Origin of the sequence: Rahnella sp. Larv3_ips, from assembly GCF_003697865.1 — a bacterium.
GTDB classification, from domain to species: domain Bacteria; phylum Pseudomonadota; class Gammaproteobacteria; order Enterobacterales; family Enterobacteriaceae; genus Rahnella; species Rahnella rivi.
Window position 1 is genome coordinate 449,801 of sequence record NZ_MJIB01000005.1, and the last position, 21,833, is coordinate 471,633.

General features: G+C 54.1%; 21 protein-coding genes and 1 riboswitch. Of the genes, 7 read left to right on the top strand and 14 right to left on the bottom strand.

The window, feature by feature from the left end; translation table 11 throughout:
* Positions 1-174 precede the first annotated feature (174 nt).
* Positions 175-969, bottom strand: a complete 795-nt coding sequence (locus tag ED901_RS10895; RefSeq protein WP_056771460.1) for a deaminated glutathione amidase — start codon at positions 967-969, stop codon at positions 175-177.
* A gap of 17 nt (positions 970-986) precedes the next feature.
* Positions 987-1,946 carry a nitrate ABC transporter substrate-binding protein gene (locus tag ED901_RS10900; protein WP_122095888.1) on the bottom strand — a complete coding sequence of 320 codons (960 nt, stop codon included), beginning with the start codon at positions 1,944-1,946 and terminating at the stop codon, positions 987-989.
* 231 nt (positions 1,947-2,177) lie between these two features.
* Here ED901_RS10900 and ED901_RS10905 point away from each other — a divergent pair, with 231 nt between their 5' ends.
* The 4 genes from ED901_RS10905 to ED901_RS10920 all read left to right on the top strand — a co-directional run bounded on the left by ED901_RS10905 (position 2,178) and on the right by ED901_RS10920 (position 6,331).
* Positions 2,178-3,521, top strand: coding sequence for an aminotransferase class I/II-fold pyridoxal phosphate-dependent enzyme (locus tag ED901_RS10905; protein ID WP_122095889.1), 1,344 nt, complete (start codon positions 2,178-2,180; stop codon positions 3,519-3,521).
* 22 nt (positions 3,522-3,543) lie between these two features.
* Positions 3,544-3,606: riboswitch (Fluoride riboswitch) on the top strand.
* 64 nt (positions 3,607-3,670) lie between these two features.
* Positions 3,671-4,054, top strand: a complete 384-nt coding sequence (crcB, locus tag ED901_RS10910) for a fluoride efflux transporter CrcB (protein WP_122095890.1) — start codon at positions 3,671-3,673, stop codon at positions 4,052-4,054.
* Positions 4,055-4,477: 423 nt separating this feature from the next.
* Entirely contained in the window at positions 4,478-5,134 is a 657-nt protein-coding gene (locus ED901_RS10915) for a TetR/AcrR family transcriptional regulator (protein WP_122095891.1), read from the top strand.
* A 9-nt stretch (positions 5,135-5,143) separates the two neighbouring features.
* Complete coding sequence (locus ED901_RS10920; protein ID WP_056771445.1) at positions 5,144-6,331, top strand: multidrug effflux MFS transporter; 1,188 nt, start codon at positions 5,144-5,146, stop codon at positions 6,329-6,331.
* Positions 6,332-6,417: 86 nt separating this feature from the next.
* Here the strand turns inward: ED901_RS10920 and cspE are convergent, their stop codons facing one another.
* From cspE to ED901_RS10945, 5 genes are all read right to left on the bottom strand, one after another.
* Positions 6,418-6,627, bottom strand: coding sequence for a transcription antiterminator/RNA stability regulator CspE (gene cspE, locus ED901_RS10925; protein WP_056772010.1), 210 nt, complete (start codon positions 6,625-6,627; stop codon positions 6,418-6,420).
* Between the two features lie 176 nt (positions 6,628-6,803).
* Complete coding sequence (locus ED901_RS10930; RefSeq protein ID WP_122095892.1) at positions 6,804-7,541, bottom strand: DUF2076 domain-containing protein; 738 nt, start codon at positions 7,539-7,541, stop codon at positions 6,804-6,806.
* Between the two features lie 203 nt (positions 7,542-7,744).
* Positions 7,745-8,875, bottom strand: coding sequence for an ABC transporter substrate-binding protein (locus ED901_RS10935; protein WP_056771439.1), 1,131 nt, complete (start codon positions 8,873-8,875; stop codon positions 7,745-7,747).
* A 207-nt stretch (positions 8,876-9,082) separates the two neighbouring features.
* A complete protein-coding gene (locus tag ED901_RS10940; RefSeq protein ID WP_122095893.1) occupies positions 9,083-11,137 on the bottom strand; it encodes a prolyl oligopeptidase family protein in 2,055 nt (684 codons plus the stop codon).
* A gap of 34 nt (positions 11,138-11,171) precedes the next feature.
* Positions 11,172-12,185: a Ppx/GppA phosphatase family protein gene (locus ED901_RS10945; RefSeq protein ID WP_122095894.1), complete on the bottom strand. Its 1,014-nt coding sequence runs from the start codon at positions 12,183-12,185 to the stop codon at positions 11,172-11,174.
* Between the two features lie 341 nt (positions 12,186-12,526).
* Between ED901_RS10945 and ED901_RS10950 the strand changes: the two genes are divergently transcribed.
* On the top strand, positions 12,527-12,772 hold the full coding sequence (locus tag ED901_RS10950) for a hypothetical protein (protein ID WP_056771428.1): 246 nt from the start codon (positions 12,527-12,529) through the stop codon (positions 12,770-12,772).
* Between the two features lie 70 nt (positions 12,773-12,842).
* Here ED901_RS10950 and ED901_RS10955 read toward each other — a convergent pair whose 3' ends face one another.
* From ED901_RS10955 to ED901_RS10975, 5 genes are all read right to left on the bottom strand, one after another.
* Positions 12,843-13,361, bottom strand: coding sequence for a cupin domain-containing protein (locus tag ED901_RS10955; RefSeq protein ID WP_122095895.1), 519 nt, complete (start codon positions 13,359-13,361; stop codon positions 12,843-12,845).
* Between the two features lie 22 nt (positions 13,362-13,383).
* Entirely contained in the window at positions 13,384-13,734 is a 351-nt protein-coding gene (locus ED901_RS10960) for a hypothetical protein (RefSeq protein ID WP_235533382.1), read from the bottom strand.
* Between the two features lie 42 nt (positions 13,735-13,776).
* Entirely contained in the window at positions 13,777-14,802 is a 1,026-nt protein-coding gene (locus ED901_RS10965) for a diguanylate cyclase domain-containing protein (protein ID WP_240993911.1), read from the bottom strand.
* A 260-nt stretch (positions 14,803-15,062) separates the two neighbouring features.
* Entirely contained in the window at positions 15,063-16,118 is a 1,056-nt protein-coding gene (locus tag ED901_RS10970) for an NAD(P)-dependent alcohol dehydrogenase (RefSeq protein ID WP_056771415.1), read from the bottom strand.
* A gap of 131 nt (positions 16,119-16,249) precedes the next feature.
* Positions 16,250-16,660 (bottom strand): cupin domain-containing protein, encoded by a 411-nt coding sequence (locus ED901_RS10975; protein ID WP_122096115.1) that lies wholly within the window; start codon positions 16,658-16,660, stop codon positions 16,250-16,252.
* A 473-nt stretch (positions 16,661-17,133) separates the two neighbouring features.
* On the opposite strand from ED901_RS10975, the gene ED901_RS10980 reads away from it, so the two are divergent.
* Positions 17,134-18,384, top strand: coding sequence for an MFS transporter (locus tag ED901_RS10980; protein WP_122095897.1), 1,251 nt, complete (start codon positions 17,134-17,136; stop codon positions 18,382-18,384).
* Positions 18,381-19,820 carry a glycoside hydrolase family 32 protein gene (locus ED901_RS10985; protein ID WP_122095898.1) on the top strand — a complete coding sequence of 480 codons (1,440 nt, stop codon included), beginning with the start codon at positions 18,381-18,383 and terminating at the stop codon, positions 19,818-19,820. Before ED901_RS10980 ends, ED901_RS10985 begins: the two co-directional genes overlap by 4 nt.
* Here the strand turns inward: ED901_RS10985 and ED901_RS10990 are convergent.
* Positions 19,817-20,827, bottom strand: a complete 1,011-nt coding sequence (locus tag ED901_RS10990) for a LacI family DNA-binding transcriptional regulator (protein ID WP_122095899.1) — start codon at positions 20,825-20,827, stop codon at positions 19,817-19,819. The genes ED901_RS10985 and ED901_RS10990 overlap by 4 nt on opposite strands.
* A 396-nt stretch (positions 20,828-21,223) precedes the next feature.
* Positions 21,224-21,787, bottom strand: a complete 564-nt coding sequence (locus ED901_RS10995; RefSeq protein ID WP_056771403.1) for a DUF1440 domain-containing protein — start codon at positions 21,785-21,787, stop codon at positions 21,224-21,226.
* Between the last annotated feature and the right edge of the window lie 46 nt (positions 21,788-21,833).

The following is a 21,833-nucleotide window of genomic DNA, read 5'->3' on the forward strand; positions in this document are numbered from 1 at the left end:
AAAATCAGTCTGTGAGTTTATGAATGTTGTGTATTTATAATTGGAGCCTTCCGTGGCGAACTTCTTTTGAGTGATATTTTTGGGGTCTTTCTTTACAACGAGTTCCCTGGTGAGGCGCTCGCGTTACTGCCTTGAGCACTGAATATCAGCCGTTGAGGACCGGCCGGTTCAGGCTCAGTCGTTGTGCAGCTGCGGCAAACCAAAACGACGGTTTGCCAGCACCGGCAACACTTTTCGGGCATGTGCCAGACGTGCTTTGTCCAGCTCGGCAAATATCAGGGCGGGCGCTTCGGCGGCGCGGGCAATCGCCACGCCCAGCGGATCCACCACCATACTGTTGCCGATATTACGCTCGCCACATTCACCCACTGCCACCATGTAACTGGTATTTTCCAGCGCGCGAACCGAGACCAGCATGTCCCAATGCATTTCTTTCAGCGGACCTTTTACCCAGGCAGCAGGCAGCACCAGCACGTCTGCGCCATCCAGCACCAGACGGCGCGCCAGCTCCGGGAAACGCACGTCGTAACAGGTCATCAGGCCGATGTTAAACCCGGCCACCTCAACCAGCGGCGGCACATCATCGCCCGCGGTGACGTTCTTGGATTCCTGAGACGAGAAAGCGTCATACAAATGCAGCTTGCGGTATTGCGAAATAATTTCGCCATTGCGGATAGAAATCAGCACGTTATAGGCACGATTGTCTGGCGCAGGCGTATGCACGCTCATCATGGTGGTCATCTGATTGCCACGACTGGCGGCCAGCAACTGACTGACAAACGGGCCGTCCAGCGGTTGTGCGGCTTTCAGAACTAAATCCGGATCAGTGATGTCGCGCGCCAGAATACCTTCCGGCAGCACCAGCAAATCTGCGCCTGCTTCCAGGGATTTCGCCATCAGCGAAAGGCAGGTTTCTACGTTAGCTTCCCACTCGCGGGAAACGGCAAACTGACCTAATGCAACTTTCATCGTGATTTCTCCGGCCATTAACGGGTGGCAAATTGCGGGAACAAATCTGCCGGCGTCAGGCGCTGAGCGGTCAGCCCCTGGGCATGTAATTCATAAGCAAAATCGTCGATCATTTTTTCGTTGGCGGCGAAACCGTTTGCATTCCAGTTCGCAGGCAAATCGACCACTGTGCGGCGTAAATCATCCAGCAACCACGGCGTGGTATCGGCGTATTTCGCGCGCTTATCCATCCAGAGTTCATAAGACTGATCGATAATGTCGCTTAACGCCTGCGGCAGCCAGGGGTGAGCTTCAGCCAGCGCCGGTTTGATCGCCAGTAAGTGAATACCGGGGATGTAACCCACGCGGTTAAAATAGGCCAGTTCAGCCGCGCGGAAATCCGGCTGGAACTGACGGAAACCGGAATCCGGTTTAAAGAAGCCGTCGGGCATAAATGGCGTGAAGATCGCGTCCAGCCAGCCTTCCTGCAACAGTTCCATCATAGGACGTTCGCCCGGAACCGCTTCGATGCGCCCTTCGCGGCCAAAACCCGCCAGGCGATCAACAATCGGGTGCGCCTGCGTCAGACGGCCCACGTACCAGTTAGCGTCTTCGATACCCACGCCTTCCAGCGCCAGCAGCGTACGGGTCCAGGTATTGCCTGAATCCTGCCAGCCGGTAAGGCCGATGCGTTTACCCGCCAGTTGCGACAGCTCGGTCAGCGGGCTGTCTTCGCGGGTGATAATGCAGCGCTGACGAAAACCGCGCATCAGGAAGTGCGGTATGGCCAGCAGATCGGTTTCACCACGGGCGCGGCCCTGGGCATAGCGGCTGAAAGAGACTTCACCGGCGTCGTACTTCTCGCTGGTCGCCAGGTTATCGACCAGCGTACCCACACGATCAATCTCGAGGGTAAACCCTTCAGGTTTAAGATCGCCCAACGCCAGTGGCGTAAAATAATCCCAGTCACGAACGGCCAGCCTGATGGTAATCGTCACATCTATCCCCTTAAGTGTCAGCATTTGATATGCAGAAAGACAATGCTGCGCTGCGCAGTTTGTTCATCATTCGTTCACAAACTCGTCCACAAACGCATTAGATTCTTTTACGAAGGAGATGATGTTCACGACAGCATGATTATTTTATCGCCTCCGTTGGCTAAGTTTGATACTAATGGCATAAATTAATATGTACAATAGAATCTTTGTTACTGAACAAAAGGCAAAAAAATGGCTGAAAACTCCCCGGAAAAAACGCTGGACGCAGAATGGTTAGCAATACAATTGCAGGACCGTTCAATGCGGGGTATTGCGATTGAAACGGCGGCGCTGATCCGCTCGGGCGTGATCGAAATTGGTACCCATCTGCCTGCCGTTCGTGAGCTGGCGCAGGCGTTAGGCGTCAGCCCGGCCACGGTTTCCGCCGCCTGGGGCCAGCTGCGTCGGCAAAAAGTCATTGCCGGACGCGGCAGAAATGGCGTCTGGGTTTGCGGCGACATGCTTTCACCGCGCCCTGCCCGTTTTGAAAAAATCGGTAACTTTGGTGAGCACATCATCGCCGATCTGGCGCTGTCTTCGCCCGATCCCGCGCTGTTGCCAGATCTGCATGAAGCTATGCAGCAAGGGGTCAGCGCCGATAACCTCAACAGCTATCAGCGCGAAGCCATTGCCCCGGCATTACTGGAGGCGGTGAAACCTGACTGGCCGTATGACGCACCGGCGTTTATGGCGGCTGACGGCGGGTTCGATGCGATGAATCTGGCACTGCAAACCTTACTGATGCAGGGCTCAGTGGTCGCGATTGAAGACCCGACGGCCACGCGATTGCTGGATATGCTGGATAATCTCGGCGCGCAGGTGGTGCCGGTAAAATGTGATGAATTCGGCCCGATCCCGGAATCACTGAGCCACGCGCTGGCCAAAAATCCGTCGGCATTTATTTTCCAGCCCCGCACTCATTCCCATTGCGGCCATGCACCTGATGCAGAACGTTTTGCGGCACTGGCGGCCATTCTCGCCGGGAGCAATGCACTGATTATCGAAGACGATGGCATCGGACAGCTCTCCGCTTATCCGCCGGTCAGCATGGGCAGCGTCCTGCCGGAGCGCACCGTACACGTGCGCTCCTATTCAAAAGCCTATGGCCCGGATTTACGGCTGGCCGTGCTTTCCGGTTCTGAAGATCTTGTTAAGCAAATCAAATCTTTCCGTAACTTTGGCGCAGGCTGGTCGAGCCGCATTTTGCAACAAGCGCTGGCATGGCTGATTAAGGATCAGAACACTCAGGAAGGGATTACGCATGCCAAAGCGATTTATGCCGCACGGCGCAAGGCAATGTCAGATGCCCTGCGCATCCGCGGTGTGAACATCCCTGAGCGCGACGGGCTGGCGATGTGGATCCCGGTGCCGTCAGAGCAGTTCGCGCTGGTGACGCTGGCCGCGCGCGGTATCGCCGTGTTGCCGGGAGAGCGCTGCCGCATCGGACCGGGGCAGTTTATCCGCATCAGCACCAGCCAGATCCACGCAGATAAAGTCGATCTGATTGCCGATGCCATTGTGCTGGCGATGGGCTGACGTTTTACGCTAAAATCAGCCCCTGCTGTATGGAGATGACATTCCTCCCAAACCGCCTTTACCGGCTGATGATGTCTACGCAATCTCGCGAGAGGTTCGTAGCATCGCGCCCGGACCTTTCTGTTTTTTCTCTGTTTATAAGGTTTTCTATGTTCAGCACCTTACTTGCAGTTTTTATTGGCGGCGGTATTGGCAGCGTTGTCCGTTGGTATGTCAGCCTGAAAATGAACGGAATGAGCCCGGTGCTGCCTGCCGGCACATTGACGGTCAATCTGGTCGGCGCATTTATCATCGGGCTGTGTATCGCCATTTTCAGCCGGATGACGCATCTTGATCCGGTATGGAAAATGCTGATCACCACCGGCTTTTGCGGCGGGTTAACCACGTTTTCCACCTTCTCGCTCGAAGTGGTGTACATGTTGCAGGACGGTCGTTTTGGCGCAGCCTTACTCAATATGGCGCTCAATCTCGCCGGTTCACTCGCCATGACCCTGCTGGCGTTTGCACTGGTCAGTTGGTACAGCGCGCACTGACTCACCCCGGCGGCGATCTCTTTTCTGCTCTGAGACGCCGCCGTGGCTTCATTTTTGTGACCTGCGTTCCGCTTCCTCTCCTTTGTCTTAATGTTTCCTTCATGTTCTGCCGTGATAATGGCCAGCATCAATTCCGGTTCATTCATGTACACATGAGGTATGCCATGTTTTCTGCTCCAAAAACGTCATCCGAATATCTGGTTGTGGCCCTTTGCGTCCTGACCGTCGCCGCTTTTTTCCAGGCGTACTTCGCTTAATCACACCGCCTGCAGGTTGTGATACCCCTCTTTAAGCTGACGGCGCATTTCTCTGGAATGCGCCGTTTTGCCGTCTTCATCATACAAATATTTACCTGCCGGACCTTATTGCCTATAATTGAGAATGATCGTTCACACCCATTAACGGCGACCCGCCAGGACATCCATGCTTGCCCCACAAACCTGCACTAAAGACGCGCGCATCAACGCCCGACGTGACCAGATCATCGCCGCCGCCCGCCTGTGTTTTCGCAAACATGGTTTTCACGGTGCCGGTATGGCTGAAATCGCCAAAACGTCACAGCTCAGCGTGGGACAGATTTACCGCTACTTCGACAATAAAGACGCCATCATCGAAGAAATTGTTCGCCGGATGGTGACGAATAAAATTCAGCTGATCACCGGTAATGCCCATAATTTACAGCAGGTAGCGCACAATCTGGCGCACCGGCGCATCGGCAATCTGAGCTCGCCGTTTAAAGAAGACATCTGCATGGAACAAAAAGAACAGGCCGAAATAGATCACGCCCTGATGCTCGAAGTCGCTGCCGAAGCGACCCGCAATCCGGTGGTAGAGAAGATCTGGCGTGACTCAGAAAAACAACTGTTCAATGAAGCAAAATCCTTCTTAAGTAAAAGTTTCCCGCAGTTTTCAGATGCCGAAATGACCGCAAAAGTGGAAAGCCTGGCGGTCATCTGCGAAGGCACCGCATTCCGCCGCCTGACTACCGCTCACGCTGATGCAGAGCGCCTGGAAGCCTTATACCATCGCTACTTTCAGGATCTGTTCAACACGGATTTTCTCTCCCCCAAACCGGAATAACTCTTCACCATGAGCGCTCACTTGCATGAAAAACGCCTCGGCTACGCCCTGGTTCTCGGCTCACTCGCGGCACTCGGTCCGTTGTGTACCGACCTGTATTTACCGGCTCTGCCGGAGCTGGCCGGAGAGCTGAATACCTCGACCGCCAGCGCCCAGCTAAGCCTCACTGCCGGTTTACTCGGCCTCGGTTTCGGCCAGCTGATCTTTGGTCCGCTCAGCGATCGTTATGGCCGTATTCGCCCGCTGTTATGGTCGCTGGCTCTGCTGCTGGCGGCGTCGGTGTGGTGTGCCATGGCGCAGGATATCCATCAGCTGATCGTCGCCCGCTTATTGCAGGGGATCGCCGGTGCAGGTGGCGCGGTATTGTCCCGCGCCGTCGCCAGAGATTTATACAACGGGCATGAACTCACGCGGTTCTTTGCGTTACTGATGCTGGTTAACGGGCTGGCACCGATCATTGCGCCGGTGCTGGGTGGTGCGATGCTGAGCTGGATGAACTGGCGGGGGATTTTCGGCGTACTGGCGGTGATCTCCATCATGCTGTTTGCTTCCGCTGCGCTGAAACTGCATGAAACCTTGCCGCAGGAACGCCGTTCGCAAGGCGGAATTTTCAGTATGCTCGGCTCGGTCTTTTCGCTGCTCAGGCACCGTCCGTTTATGGGGTTGTGCCTGACGCAGGGGTTCGTGATGGCAGGAATGTTTGCCTACATCGGCGCATCGCCCTTCGTGTTACAGCAGATTTACCACCTCAGCCCGCAGATGTTCAGCCTGTGTTTTGCCGTTAACGGCATCGGGTTAGTGATTTCCGCGCAGGTATCAACGCGCTTTAGCCGTCGCTATGGCGAAATGGCGCTGGTTAAAACCGGATTGTGTATTGCTGCCGTAGCCTCTGTCGCGCTGGTGATTGCCGCAAGCCTTGGCGCACCGCTGATTATGCTGCTGATACCGCTGTTCTTCTCGGTGATGGTGATCGGGATTGTCAGCCCGAATGCGGGATCGCTGGCGATGCAAAGTCAGGGGAAAAATGCGGGCAGCGCGTCGGCACTGCTGGGCGTATGCATGTTTGCGCTGGGTGCGATTGCCGTGCCCGTCACCGGCTTTGGCAGTATGCCAGCGCTCTCGATGGCGCTGACCATGCTCGGATGCTACGCGATTGCCATCGTGCTGTTTATGACGCTGGTGAAAAAACCGGCGTAATACTCTGCGTATTACAGGCAACATCTTCTGCGTATTACAGGCAAAAAAAAACCCGCTTCGGCGGGTTTTTAAGTAATCGGCTAAAGTCAGATAGCGATAACGTTAGCAGCCGACGGGCCTTTGGCACCATTGGTGATTTCGAACTCTACGCGTTGGCCTTCAGCAAGGGTCTTGAAGCCCTGGCTGGAAATAGCAGAGAAATGAACGAAAACATCTTTGCTGCCATCTTCAGGGGTAATGAAACCAAAACCTTTAGATTCATTGAACCACTTAACGCTACCTTTAATCTTAGACATCAAACTTACCTTTACGTGAATGTTGGACACAAAATGTGTGTCAAATACAGTACAGCAACAGATCTCCATTTTGTCCAGAATTCTGATGGCAATAAGCGATAAACCTCTCATTCCTGACTTTTCATTGCCGCTTTCTTCTGCAAAATCAGCCATCCACGGCGTGCTGTCGCGAGACGTCAGAAAAACGAATCGTCGTCATCGTTGAAATCATCAGAACCCATATCATCGGAACCGAAGCCGGAATCGAGATTGTTGTCGCCCAGGGAAGCATCTTCCCAGGACGGCTGATTGCTGTCGAAACCCTGGTTATTGTTGTCCAGAAAACTGCTGTCAGCAGGATTGAGATCCTGCACCGGCGGTTCCTCAATGATATTGACGATTTCCTGTGGCTGACTGTGATGGAACATACCGGTCAGCATATCGGCCAGCACCACGCCACCGGCCACACCCGCCGCCGTGCGCAGCGCGCTGCCCAGAAAACCCGGCGCCTGCGGAGCCTGAGCCGGTGCCGGCTGTTGTCCGGCATATTGCGGTGGCTGTTGAGTCTGCGCGCCCCACCCCTGCGTGCCGGGAATTGGCTGACTGCCCTGCTGCGCCGTGCGCTGCGGTTCAGGCTGGGAAGATCCCCCGCCAAACAGTCCGGCCAGAAAACCGCTGCTCTGGGGTTTGCTCTGCTGCGCCTGCTGCAACTGCCCGATCTGCTGTTGCAACGCCTGCACCTGGCCGTTGAGTTTGGTCAGCGCCGCTTCCTGAATAATCATCGCCTGCGCCATGTAGTAAGGAGCCGACGGCTGCTGGCGGATATGATCCTGAATCACACGTTCCGCTTCCGCATCACGCGGCGCAGTGCTGGACTCAGCTTGTTGCAAGCGACTAAAAAGCCCGTCAATTAAACGCTGTTCTTCAGATTGCATACATTCACCTTGTTGATATGGCGTAATTCGCCGTGCGTCGCCCGCTGCAACACACAGCCAGAACTTACGAATCACACTAATACAATTGAATTAAAGTATGAATTAACCGAGTGTCAACGAATGTGACGAATGTAAATGGCGTTCGGGGAGTGCTGCGCAGAAGGAAACCCGCCTGCCGGAAAGCAGGCGGGAGAAGGCCGTACTTATTTTTTAGCTGACCAGCCGAGGATGAAGTCCTGATCCGGCAGCTGGGTGTATTGACGCACGATGTCGTGATACGTCTTCGCAGGATCCAGGGTTTTGAACTCCTGCGGATAGATAAATTTCGCCAGATATTCCATCCCAACGATGTTGTACGGATGGTTATAGAACTGGTGATAAATCGCGTAAACATTGCCGTTCATTACCGCAGGAATTTGCGCCACACCGGTACGTGAGGTCAGCACTTTCGCTTCTTTATCCAGGCTGGCCTGATCGGCACCGTAGCCGAAAGGCAGAATGTGAGTGACAGAACCGCCCTTCGGACGCGCGGAACCGGTCATGATATAGACGTCCGGCTTCATGCTGATCACCTGCTCCAGCGACACGGTGCCCGACGCGCCCGGCAACAGTTTACTGCCAATATTGTTGGCCTCTACCGCCTGGATCAGTTTGCCCCAGCCTGCGTTGCCGTGCGTGAAACAACAGGAATCATCGCGGCCGGCAATGGGTTCGATGAAGACGTTAGGTTTGTTTTTAATGCCCGCGACGGCTTTCTGAATGCTCTGCAGATGCTCGTTATAGAACTGCGTGTACGCACGGGCATTGTCTTCCTGATTCATCACTTTACCCAGCAGATCGATGCTCGCTGCGGTATTTTTTGCCGGGTCCAGTTCGTAGTCCAGGAATACCACCGGAATGTGCAGTCCGGCGAGTTTATCCAGTACACCGGCCTGCGCCAGGGAATCTTTTGCACGCAACTGGGCGATCATCAGATCGGGTTTCTTCGCGATCACGGTTTCCAGATCAATCTGCCCTTTATCACTGAAGCCCATATCGAGGATCTTCGCAGATTCCGGCCATTTGCTTTTCAGCATGTCCCAGGTGCCGCTGTCGGTTTTCTTCAGCAGGTTATTCCATGCCACCACGTGCTGGAAAGGATTGGCCTTATCCAGAACCGCCAGGGCCAGCAAATCACGGCCATCCTGCAAAATCACGCGCTGCGGCGCTTTATCGATAGTGACTTTCTGCCCGGCTAAGTCCGTCACGGTAAGCGGGTACGTGGTGGCAAAAGTGGAGAACGATGCGGCCATCAGACCGGCAACAGACAGCACGCGAGCGGTGTTCTTATACATGCAAAGCCCCGAAAATGAGAATGAATGAAAAGTGATTTTGATAATTGTTATCAAAAAAGGAGGAAATAATAAACACGGAATGATTGATGAGGCAATGGTTTTGCAGGGATGAGCGAGGATAAAACATGTCGAAATATGAACGGGATACCTGAAAGGCATCCCGTTTGGCTTAAGTCATAGGGTAAATTTACCGCACCGGTTAACCGGTTACCGGCCAATAAACCGCAGCAGGAATTCGCTCACCATCGCCCGTTTAAAGGCAGACTGTGCCTTGTCCGCCGCCGCGCTGTGCCCGCCTTCGGTATTCTCATAAAAATAGACATCAGGAATACCCATCGCCTGCATTTTCGCTGCCATTTTACGCGCATGGTCTGGCCCGACGCGGTCATCGCTGGTGGCCGTTGAGAACAGCACCGGCGGGTATTTTTTTGCCGGAGAGAGGTTGTGATACGGCGAGAACTCGCGGATAAAAGCCCACTCTTCAGGATCCTGCGGGTCGCCGTACTCGGCAATCCACGAAGCACCGGCAGAAATCTGCGTGTAACGTTCCATATCCAGCAACGGCACTTCGCAGACAATCGCCCCGAATAATTCCGGGTAACGCGTCAGCATATTGCCGACCAGCAGACCGCCGTTGCTGCCGCCCTGCGCGGCAAGATGCGCCGCAGAGGTGACGTTACTGGCGATCAGCGCTTTGGCGACTGACGCGAAATCTTCATATGCCCGCAGACGTTTCTCTTTCAGCGCCGCTTTGTGCCATTCAGGTCCGTATTCGCCCCCACCGCGAATATTGGCCAGAACAAATACACCGCCGCGATCCAGCCACGCCACGCCGCTGACGCCGAGATAATACGGATCCAGCGACACCTCAAACCCGCCATAACCGTACAACAGCGTCGGATTTTTACCGTCATACACCACGTCTTTGCGGCAGATAACAAAATAAGGCACGCGGGTGCCGTCGTCGGATTGCGCAAAATGCTGGCTGACCTGATACCGGGACGCATCGAAATGCGACGGATCCTGTTTCAGTAATTCCGCTGGCTGGTGTGCGCCGTTATCCAGATCCCCCAGCGACAGGCTGGCCGGTTGCAGGAATCCGCTGACACTCATGAAATATTGGTTCGAATCGTCTGCCACGCCCCAGGCATTGATTTTGCTCAGTTCCGGCACATGCCCGAACGGCTCACGCCGCCAGTCACCCTGTTCCGGCGTCAGGACTTCGAGGCGGTTTACCACGTCGCGCGTGATACTGAGAATGATGTGATCGCGGGTGCAGGAATACCCGCTGAGCTGATCCTGTGCGGTCGGCACAAACAGCGGTTTCAGCGCGCGCTCACCGGCCATAAAGGCGTCAAAATTCATGGTCAGCAGAGAACCCGAGGGCCAGCTTTCGCCGCTGACCTGCCATTCGCTGGCAGGTTGGATCAGGATCCACTCGCGCCACGAGCTGAATTTAGCATCGGCCGGCACATCAATTTTGACCAGATGCTTTTTCTCATCCAGCAGGAACACTTCGCGATGATAAAAGTCGATCACCCGCACCACATAATCGTGTTCGAAGCCTTTAAAACTGTCGTGATAGCCGACCGCCATCATGTCTTTTTTACCGGCGCTGTAAACCGTTGTGGCTTCGCTGAGCGGTGTGCCGCGTGACCAGATTTTCACGATGCGCGGGTAACCGGAGTCGGTGAGTGAATCTTCCCCGAAGTCGGTGGCGACAAACAGATGGTCATGATCAATCCAGCCCGTGCGACTTTTCGCCACCGGCAGGAAAAAGCCGTCAGAGACAAATTCGCGCGTTTGCAGATCAAACTCACGCACTTCCGACGCATCCCCGCCGTCGGGTGAAAGAAAAATCAGCGCGCGCTTAAAATCGGGTTTGAGCGGGTACACGCCGTGGTACACCCAGTCTTTCCCTTCCGCTTTGCCCAGCGCGTCGATGTCCAGCAGCGTTTCCCAGTGCGGCTCGGCTTTGCGGTACTCCTCCAGCGACGTGATGCGCAGCAGGCCGCGCGGATTCTGCGCATCCTGCCAGAAGTTGCACCAGGTTTGGCCGAATTTGCCGATGCCGGGGATCTGATCCGGAGAATTCAGCGCCTCAAGCACTTTCTGGCGAAGAGGCTCGAAATCGCGGCCTTGGGTAAACGCCGCCAGCGTGACCGGATTTTGTTCATGCGCCCAGGCCAGCGCCTGCTCGTTGCGTATGCCTTCCAGCCAGATAAAGTCATCCTGCTGCGGGGTTGTTGAGTCAGTCGTCATGCGGTTCTGCTCCTTCAGTCATGAGTTTGCGAAGTTATTGCACCAGGATGCCCTGAATCAGGCTGGCCTTGACCACGGTCACCTGCGAAATGTTCAGCGCCTGCATAAAGCCTTCCACCAGCAGTAAATTACTGACGTCGGTGGCGCGATATTCACCGGTAAGTTCGCTGTCGCCTTTCCATACCTGATTTTTTGACACGCGCTGCACATCTTCCAACGTGTAAGTATTGTTCGTCAGACGCAGCTGATCTTTTACTGAATAGCCGTGAACACCACCGATACCAATCACCCGGCGGGTCTGCGCATCCTGTTTGATTTGCGGGCTGACGTGCGTTCTCGCATAGAAATTCACGTAACGCAGCACGGTATTGCGCAGCGAACCGATCGGGTTCGGAGACGCGGCTTTATCCAGCGCCTGATTCTTCAGCACGCTGATAATAAATTCTTTCAGCGTCACCGACGCCAGTTTGCCCTGATAAATGTCCGTGACCGTTTTGCCGTTTTGCTCACGCAATGCCGTCATCTGCATCGATCCGCCGCCGATGTCCCACACCAGCAAATCTTCATTTTTCACGCTGTTGTCATGCAGTGCGGCTTTCGCCGAGAGGAACCCCAGCGCGGCTTCCTGTTCCTGCGTGATGATGCGCAGCTGGACCTGTGCCTGCTGGTTAAACAGGTCGATCACCTGCTGCCCGTTTGACGCCGAGCGGAACACGGCCGTCGCCACACCGGTGATGCGCTGCGGGTGGAAAGTGCGGGCCTTGTCCACCATCTCTTTCAGCGCAGTGACGCCCTGCTGCTGCATCGCGCTGCTGATTTGATTGTTGCCGGATTTGCCTAAATCTTCGTTAAACGCCAGCGGACGCTGATCTTCATACAGCACTTTGCCCAGCTGATGACGGCAGATATCGACCTGTGCGACCTGAATTTTAGTGGTGCCCGAGCCCATATCAATACCGGCGCGGGTTTCTATACACTGGCTGGCCAGCGCCGAAAAAGTGCTTAATGCCAGTACCAGCCCCAGAAGACTATTACGTGTGAAATTCATTTCATCCTGCCCTGAAAAATATAACAAAAATCATAAAGCACTCAGGAATACCTGTTTTATCGCTGTGATTTCAAGCTTTTTTGCTTTCTGTTTACCCGCTGGCTTTGCCAAAAAGCGCAATGCGGCGGCATAAAAAAAGCGAAAAGACACTGCATTTTGTCCTAAATAATGAGTTATGCGATCCAGCGATGATCTGGCTATGGCTTTTTGTGAGTCAGTTCAAGCATTGAAATAACAGGAACGCCTATAAAGAAATCATTACCTTGTGATGACAAAAAATGACGGAATTGTGAGGTAAGAATGAGGCACTAAATCAGGCAGTACGATAAAGGAGTAGAAATATGGAATGGAAAATTATAGATATCCTGAACATCCCGCACACAGGCTTGAAATATATCTGCATTCAGGCATTTAAAAACCTGAAGCTGATTTTGTCAGTCGATGACAATTTCTCCCTGAAGACCGGTGACACGTTAGAAATCACACCGGAAGGTTATTCACTGAACCGCCATGAACCACAAACGCTGAAGATCCACCGCATGATGCCGTATTGTCAGCAACGCTGGCAGTCGCTTTCCATCCAATGAAGACGTCTTTGACATGATGATCCCCGCTTTGATGAAAGTGTTAAATGCATTACTCGAATAAAAAAGCCGGTTATGACACCGGCTTTTTTTTATCTCTTTTTTGGTCAGATAACCCGTCATGCTCGCCGAACGCCTGCTGCGGCACATCCACCCAGCGGTCTTTACGTGTGGCTTCGTATTGCTGATTCTTGGGATAGTAGATCCGATTCTCCGCTTTATTGGCTTCGCCAATCGTCAGTAAATGCACCTCATCATCAGTGTTATTAATGAAGGTATGACAGATACCGGTTCCCTGGGGAAATGCGACGGCATCACCCGGTTTCAGCGGGTGCAAATCCCCGTTGATCCAGGCATCCGGATGCCCCTGCAACACATACACGAACTCATCTTCCGCACTTTCTGCGTGCGGGTAGCAGGTACGACGCCCCGGTAACAAACGTTCGTGGTGAATACCGATACGCGTCAGTCCCAGTGCTTTACCGAGCGGCGCGCCAATTGACATCAGCTCATCATCGCCGGGATAACTGCCGTCGTCCGGGCCTTCAAGCTCCGTCCAGTGACGGATAAAATCGGGTCTTTGCTTGCTCATAGTGCCTCTGAGGAAACTGGATTTAATACTGCGTTGGCGATTTCACCGGCGTGGCATAAATGCTTTGCACCTGCTCTTTAGGCAGACAGGCAAATTTTATGTGCACCTTTTCGCCGTCATTACTTTCGCCCAGCGTCTGGAATTTTCCGCTACAGAAATCAAAAATCTTTTTATAGGTATCCGCGCGGCGGTGACGTTCCAGAATGGAAAATACGGACGAAAAATAACTCGCCTGCCCCTGCGCGAAAGACGCATCGAAATTGGCAGGACGATAGGTTTCATCGCCCACCGGTTCATCAATACTTGAGCATCCTGCCAGTAAACTCATCAACACTACTGTTGCTATCATCACTTTTTGACTATTTTTCATCATTATTCATCCCGAAAAATGTTTATCCCAATCAGAAAAAAAAGGTTATGCCCTGCCTGCACTGCCAATACTGTTTTTGCCATTTTGCTTCACGCTGGCAACCGCACGCTCGGCGGCGGCCAGCCATTGATGGTAATCTTCCCGCCCGCGTGACGTGGCAATCCCCACACTCAGCGAACACTGGAAACCCGCGTCCTGCGACAGGCGGATCTCCGACACCTTGAGTAATAACCGGTACCCCACCGCGTAGGCTTCTTCTTCGGAAATTCCCGGCAAGATCACCACAAACTCATCGTCGCCCAACAGCGCCGGAAAATCATGTTCGCCGGTTTCCTGACGCAATATCGTCGCAACGGCCCGCAGGACATAGTCGCCCGCCTCAGTGCCGAACAGGTCGTTCACCATTTTCAAATCATCGACATCCAGCACCATCAGGCACGAAAGATCGTGTTTTGAACGCTCGAACTCCAGCATCAGCCGTCGGTCCAGCAACCGGCGGTTCGGCAACCCCAGAAAAGGATCCATCAGCGCGGTTTTTTCCAGTTCATGCTGTTTATCACGCAGTTTTCTGGAGATGGAATAGTTGGCGGCGCTGAAGGCGATAATGTAAATCGTCGACAGCGGCAGCGTCAGCCACAGCGTTCTGTCGGTGACCACGGGATACAACGTCATGCCGGACAACGGCCAGCACACAATAAAACCGGCGCAGAAGAACACCATCGCACGGCGTAATAACCGCCAGCCGCCCGCTGAGAAGCGGTCAGCAATAAGGATAGACGTAATAATGGCCGACGGCAGCGGACAGATCCCCATCATCGCCACCCAGGCGCCTCCGGCAATGGCATCAAAAGCCAGATTTCTGAACTCAGCCTGATTCGATTTTTTAGCGCGGCGGGAAATCCGCATGGCGACGTGTGGCCAGACAAACACATTGAGTACCAGCAACCCGAGAGGCAGCCAGGATGCGCCGCGCTCCACCAGCACCGACGCGATCGGGAAAAAGCACAGGAAAGTGCCCAGCATGCGCATGAGATACATTCGTCGCAGAAAACGATCCGAACGTTCACGCACGTGGTGATCATCCGGGAAATAATATGGCATACCTGACAAAGCTCGCTGAATGTAATTCTTTTTATAGTAGTCGAGTTAGTGATAACTCATCTACAAAAAGCACGGTATTCAATGGCAGGAACAGAGGGTGTTTTTGACTTATTTAGAGCGTCTTAGGAATTTAACGGGGAAATTTGAGATAACACTGGCAAATGAATAAAAAACGGCCATATCAGAATGGGCATTCCAATATGGCCGGGAGGGGTCATCTGACTTTTTTCTTACGCCGTCAGCGTCGCCATATCGATCACAAAGCGGTATTTCACATCACTTTTCAGCATACGTTCGTAGGCGTCATTGATGTCCGGCATGCTGATCATTTCGATGTCAGAGCCGATACCGTGTTTAGCGCAGAAATCGAGCATTTCCTGCGTTTCCGCAATACCGCCAATGCATGAACCGGCGACAGAACGACGGCCCAGAATCATCGACAACGTGCTGAGCATCGGGCTGATATCACCGAGGAAACCGACGAAGACCAGCGTACCGTCGATATTCAGCGTTGGCATGTACGGGTTGATATCGTGGACATAAGGAACGGTATCGATGATGAGATCGAACTCGCCTTGGGTGGCCGCCATCTGTGCGTCGTCTGTGGAAACAACGATGTGATGCGCGCCCAGACGGCGGGCATCTTCCGCTTTACCGGCGGAACGGGTGAACAGCGTCACTTCTGCGCCCAGCGCGTTGGCCAGTTTCAGCGCCATGTGGCCCAGACCGCCCAGACCGACCACGCCGACTTTGCTGCCTTTGGTGATGTTCCAGTGACGCAGCGGCGACCAGGTGGTGATGCCCGCGCACAACAGCGGCGCAGCGGCTTTGAGATCGATACCTTCCGGCATTTTCAGCACGAAGCTTTCACTCGCCACGATGGTTTTGGCGTAACCGCCGTAAGTCGGCATATGGTCGTGACGGTCAACGCTGTTGTAGGTTTGCGTGTTGCCCTCCAGACAGTATTGCTCCAGACCTTTTTCGCACGGGGTGCAGACACGGCAGGAATCGACCATACACCCGATGCCGGCGTAATCACCGACTTTGAACTGAGTGACGTTTTTACCGACTTTCGCCACGCGGCCTACCACTTCGTGGCCGGGAACCAGCGGATAAGTGCTGAATCCCCAGTCGTTGCGCGCCTGATGCAAATCAGAGTGGCAGACGCCGCAGTACATCACGTCGATGACAACGTCATCTTCACGCGCTTCGCGTTGTTCGAATTCAAAGGGAGCTAAAGGCACTTTGGCTGACTGAGCAGCGTATCCGAGAACTTTCAGGGTCATGTTATTTCTCCGAAATGAGGGGTGAGCACGGACAAAGGCCCTGACATAACCATGTCAGGGCTGGAAATCTGAAGCGGGACCGCGTTTCTGCCGATGACGGAAACCCGGCCTGCGCGTTAATGATGACGGAATTAACGTTTCTGATACTGGGCGTCGGTCACTTTTTCCAGCCATTCGACCGGGCTGCCGTTCAGGGATTCGGCGATCGCAATATGCGTCATGGCATTTTCCGGCGTCGCGCCGTGCCAGTGTTTAACCCCTTCCGGGATCCACACAATATCCCCCACGCTCATGTCGCGGATCTCGCCGCCCTCTTCCTGTAACCAGCCGCGACCGTGGGTCACAATCAGCGTCTGCCCCAGCGGATGGGTGTGCCATGCGGTGCGTGCGCCAGGTTCGAAGGTCACGGTCGCACCGCCAACGCGGGCAGATTCGGTGCCGCTGAACGGCGCGTCAATACGCACGTTGCCGGTGAAGTAACTTTCCGGTCCTTGCTGCGATGGGGTGGAGCCGTTCCGGGTGATTTTGATTTTTTCGCTCATTGAATTCTCCGCTTCGGCATAAGCTGCCGGGGCCATACAGGACATCATGATAGACAGTGAAAGCGTAGTTGCTCTGATGCCGTTCATGTCACTTTTTCCTTCATGATGGGCTGCGTGAGTGTAGTGGCACTACGTTACCGCCATACGGCGAACAGGACTAGGCAGCAAAATGTGAAAGGCGCTATGAGGAGAATTCATCAATCAGGCGGCGGACAGGCTCAACAATTAGCACCAAAAATAAACAGTTATCTTTCGCCCGCAAGCCGCCGAAGTTGCCGGGTTGTGCGGGCTGTCCGGTGTTCCCCCGCAGCCGCTGAACTGATCGGCAAAAATGTGTAGTGAAGATCACACTTTAAATATGTTAACGTTAACATTTGTGATTAACATCATAAATCCATTATCGCCTGTCTGGGAAAAGCAATAAGTTAACGTTAACAATGTGAACTACCTCTTCGAATGCGCACGGATATGCCATGAAAACAAGTCACCGAAGTCACTACATTCTGTTAAGCGGATTACTTTTCTGCTTCTTTTACACCTGGTCATCTGCTTTTTCGCTGATCTCACTTTGGCTCAGCCAGAAGGTCGGGCTAAAAGGCGCGGAAACGGGGTTATTCTTTTCCGCCATTGCCCTGACGGCGCTGTGCGCGCAGCCGCTGTACGGTTTTATTCAGGACAAGCTGGGGTTACGTAAAAACCTGCTGTGGGCCATCGGCATACTGTTACTGGCCAGCGGACCTTTCTTTATCTTCGTCTTTGCCCCGCTGCTGCAAATCAATATTCTGTTGGGCGCCGCCGCTGGTGGCTTATACGTAGGCGCGACGTTTTTTGCCGGGATTGGTGCGCTCGAATCTTATACCGAGCGGGTCAGCCGTATCTTGGGGTTTGAGTTTGGTAAAGCCAGAATGTGGGGATCGCTCGGCTGGGCCGCCGCCACCTTCCTCGCCGGGATCCTGTTTAACATCAACCCGAACCTTAACTTCTGGATGGCTTCGTCTTCTGCGATCATTTTCCTGCTGCTGCTGTGGCGGCTGCGTGAGGTGAAGACCGATGCGCTGAATCAGCTCGAGTACGGCAAGCCCGGTAACCTCCAGCTTTCTGATGCGATTGCCCTGTTCCGTCTGCCGCGTTTTTGGGCGCTGATTGTGTTTGTGACCGGCGTCAGCGTTTACAACGTCTACGATCAGCAGTTTCCGGTGTACTTCGCTTCTCTGTTCCCGGACGTTAAAAACGGCAATGAGATGTACGGTTTCCTTAACTCCTTCCAGGTGTTTTTAGAAGCGGGCGGCATGTTCCTCGCGCCGTTCGTCGTCAATAAAATCGGGGCAAAAAACGGCTTGCTGCTCAGCGGGCTGATTATGGCGCTGCGCGTTTTTGGTTCAGGTCTGGCAGCGGATGCGGTGACCATTTCCTGCATGAAACTGCTGCACGCCGTGGAGCTGCCGATCCTGCTGATCGCCATGTTTAAGTACATCACCACCCGCTTCGACCCGCGCCTTTCAGCCACGCTGTATCTGGTCGGGTTCCAGTTCATCACGCAGGTGTGTGCCAGTGTGTTTTCCCCGCTGGCCGGTTACGGCTACGACCGGATCGGCTTTGCCGACACCTACATGATTATGGGGATGCTGGTGCTCATCCTCACCACGATCTCGGGATTCCTGCTCATCGGCGAAAAGAGCCGGACAACCCCTTCCGTATTATTCAAAAAGAGTGAGATTTTATGAAACAGCGACTGGAACGCGCAGAACAGGCGTTGCGCGACGGAGCAGCAACGCGCGGCAAATCCTTTTACCCGCATTTTCACCTCGCGCCACCGGCGGGATGGATGAATGATCCGAACGGACTGATTTATCACCAGGGGCGATATCACGCGTTTTATCAGCATCACCCGTTTAGCGAGAACTGGGGACCGATGCACTGGGGGCACGCCACCAGTCAGGACATGGTGAACTGGCAACATCAGCCTGTCGCACTGGCGCCGGGCGAAGAGTATGACCGGGACGGCTGTTTCTCCGGCAGCGCCGTGGACGATAACGGCGTGCTGAGCCTGATTTACACCGGCCACGTCTGGCTGAGCGGCGAAGGCAATGACAGCGCCATCCGTGAGGTGCAATGCCTTGCCACCAGCGAGGACGGCATTCATTTCACCAAACAGGGCATGGTGCTCACACCACCGGATAACATCATGCATTTTCGTGATCCGAAAGTCTGGTACGAAGACGGCCACTGGTGGATGGTGATCGGGGCGCGGGATGACAGCGATATCGGCCAGGTGTTGTTGTACAAGGGCAACAGCCTGCGCGACTGGACATTCGACCGCGTGCTCGCCAAAGCCGACCGCAACACGGGTTACATGTGGGAATGCCCGGATTTTTTCCCGCTTGGCGATGAACATATTCTGATGTGTTCCCCGCAGGGTATCAAAGCGCAAGGCGATGATTATCTGAACTTATTCCAGAGTGGCTGCCTGCGCGGAACCTGGCGACCGGGACAGGAGTTTGAGGTTCGCGAAGGTTTCCGCGAGCTGGATCACGGCCATGATTTTTATGCGCCCCAGTCATTTACCGCAGCCGACGGTCGTCGGGTGATCATCGCCTGGATGGACATGTGGGAATCCGTGATGCCGTCAAAGGCCGAAGGCTGGGCGGGTTGCATGACGCTGCCGCGCGAACTGACACTGCACGATGGCAGCGTGCGGATGGTTCCGGTGGAAGAAGTGCAGACGCTGCGCCGTGAGCATTCTCCTCTTTCGCCATGCCTGCTCAGAGACAGCGTTCTGCACATCGCAGATGACGCACAGGCGCTGGAGATCATCACCCGGTGGGATCGCCCTGCCTGCGACGCAGAACGTTTCGGTATCAAACTCGGTGACGGCGTGACCCTCTTTGTGGACACACGGGCGCAGAGACTCTGTCTGGAAAGGGACTTCCCGATGCACGGGATCAAAGACCAGCGCAGCATGGCGTTAACGCAAGGAAAGGTGCTGGAACTGCGGATCTTTATCGACAGCTCGTCTGTGGAGATTTTCGTTAATCAGGGAGAAGCAACGTTAAGCAGCCGGATTTACCCGCAGCCCGGTCAGCGCGCCCTCTCCTGCTTCGCCGCTCACGGACAGGCGGCGTTGGTTGAGGGAGACGTCTGGAGGCTAAGCGCGGGTTAACGCTGAACGCACGATAAAGACGCGCGCTCCAGCACGGGCGAGGCGATCTTTATCAGGCCGTGATTGGGGCGTTGTTCAATAAGATGCAGCACCGCTTCACGGCCTATTTCGCTGTGCGGCAATTGCACCGTGGTCAGCGGCGGAAGGAACAGATCGCCGATACCGACCATGTTGTCATACCCGAGCACCGCGACCTGTTGCGGTATCGCAATCCCCTTCGCCAGCAGCACCTGATACGCCAAAAAGGCAATACGATCATTGCCGCACACCAGCACGTCGAAATCCGGCTTTCCGCCGGGGATAAAGCCCTCAAGCATTGTCACAACATCGCGATAATGCTCATCGCCCAGCGCCATATGCAGCTGACGAAGATGTTCTGCCGCCAGCCCCGCTTCGCGCCATGCCTGTTCCGCACCGGCGCGACGGCGGGTTCCGGCGGGGATGGACTCAGGTAAATAAATGCACAGCGGATGGCGGTAGCCTTTGCGGATCAGCAGCTTGGTCGCCTGATACTGGCCGTCAAAATCATCAGGGATGTAGCCCGGCAGCGCGTGTTCACGGCTCAGGCAATTCGCCAGCACCAGATTTTTATCCACCAGACGCGAGGGAATATCGACCTCACGCAGCCCCATGGTGGTAAAAATAATGCCGTCCGGACGCTGGGAAAGCAGCTGGCTGACCGCGCGCTCGCTGTCTTCCTGCGAGGTAATGCTGACCAGAAAACTGCTCCAGCCAAATTCGCGGGCCGTGAGTTCAATCGAGAGAAGCAGTTCAACGGAGAATGGCGTCGTGGCGGTATCGAGCGCCAGCACGCCGAGCGTGGAGACTTTGCTGCTTTTGCCGCGCATCTTGCGCGCCGAGAAATCCGGCACATAGTGAAGTGCGTCAATGGCCTGCTGCACGCGCGCCAGCGTTTCCGGCTTCAGCCTTTGCGGCTCATTAATGGCGCGGGACACCGTCATAAGCGAGACGGATGCCCGTTGTGCTACTTCTTTCAGCGAAGCCATAACTCTCCCGATTGGCAATTTTACAGCCCTGATCCTACACACAAAAACGCCGGTAGCGTAAGCCTAAATCTGTGACGGCGGGTTAATTCTCGCCTGAACTTCTCAGGCAGGCGCAAGAAGAAAAGACACCTTTCGCCGGTGTCTTTTCTCTATCTGCACTTAACATTGATAAAGGTGATTATTTAATTGATATACACATAACAATGAAATTAATACAACGTAATATGACGCGGGATTTTATATCAATACATCATGAGTTGGTTATAGATGTTTTTTAGAAACTAAATCAAACCTTCCCTATAAAAACTTATTCCATTCTTTATTTTAATGATAATAAGCAGACATAAAAAAAACCCGCCGACAGAGTCAGGCGGGCTTGATACTCAGGATGATGCATTAACGGAAAGGCGAATCCATCGGCACTTCAGCATCAGGTTCATGCGTGATTCGGTTTCTCAAATCACGGCGGATCATTTCAATCGCCCAGAACCAGAAGATGTGGCCCAGTAATTCAGACACATATTCATCCAGCGGAAGCCCGGACAATGGAGGTGTCAGACCCAGCAGCGGGAAACTTATCCAGTGGACGGCAACAGTCGCAATAATACCGGCCAGCGCACCCTGCCATAATTTTACTTTCGGGAAGACTTCCGCGACCAGGCAATAGCCTATCGCGAAGACCAGGGAGAAAATAATATGGGTAATATGGACAGGATTAATAATATGTTCAGAGAACTGGTAAACGGCATGCGTCGGATCAATGCCCAGATAATCTCTCAGGAACAAATACGGCGGGTTAAATTCATCGCGACCGCCTGAGAAAGTACGCGGGGGCAAAGGCACTTCTGCGCCCCACTTCACGAAAGCTGACATCACACCGGCAATAATACCGACAAAAAAAGCCACGCCATAACGGCGACGGTTCGGTGCAGTCATCACAAAAAAGTCTTTAATTTTCATAGATCCCCAGTAGTCAGTAAATTTCCGTAAAGAGTAAAACTTTACA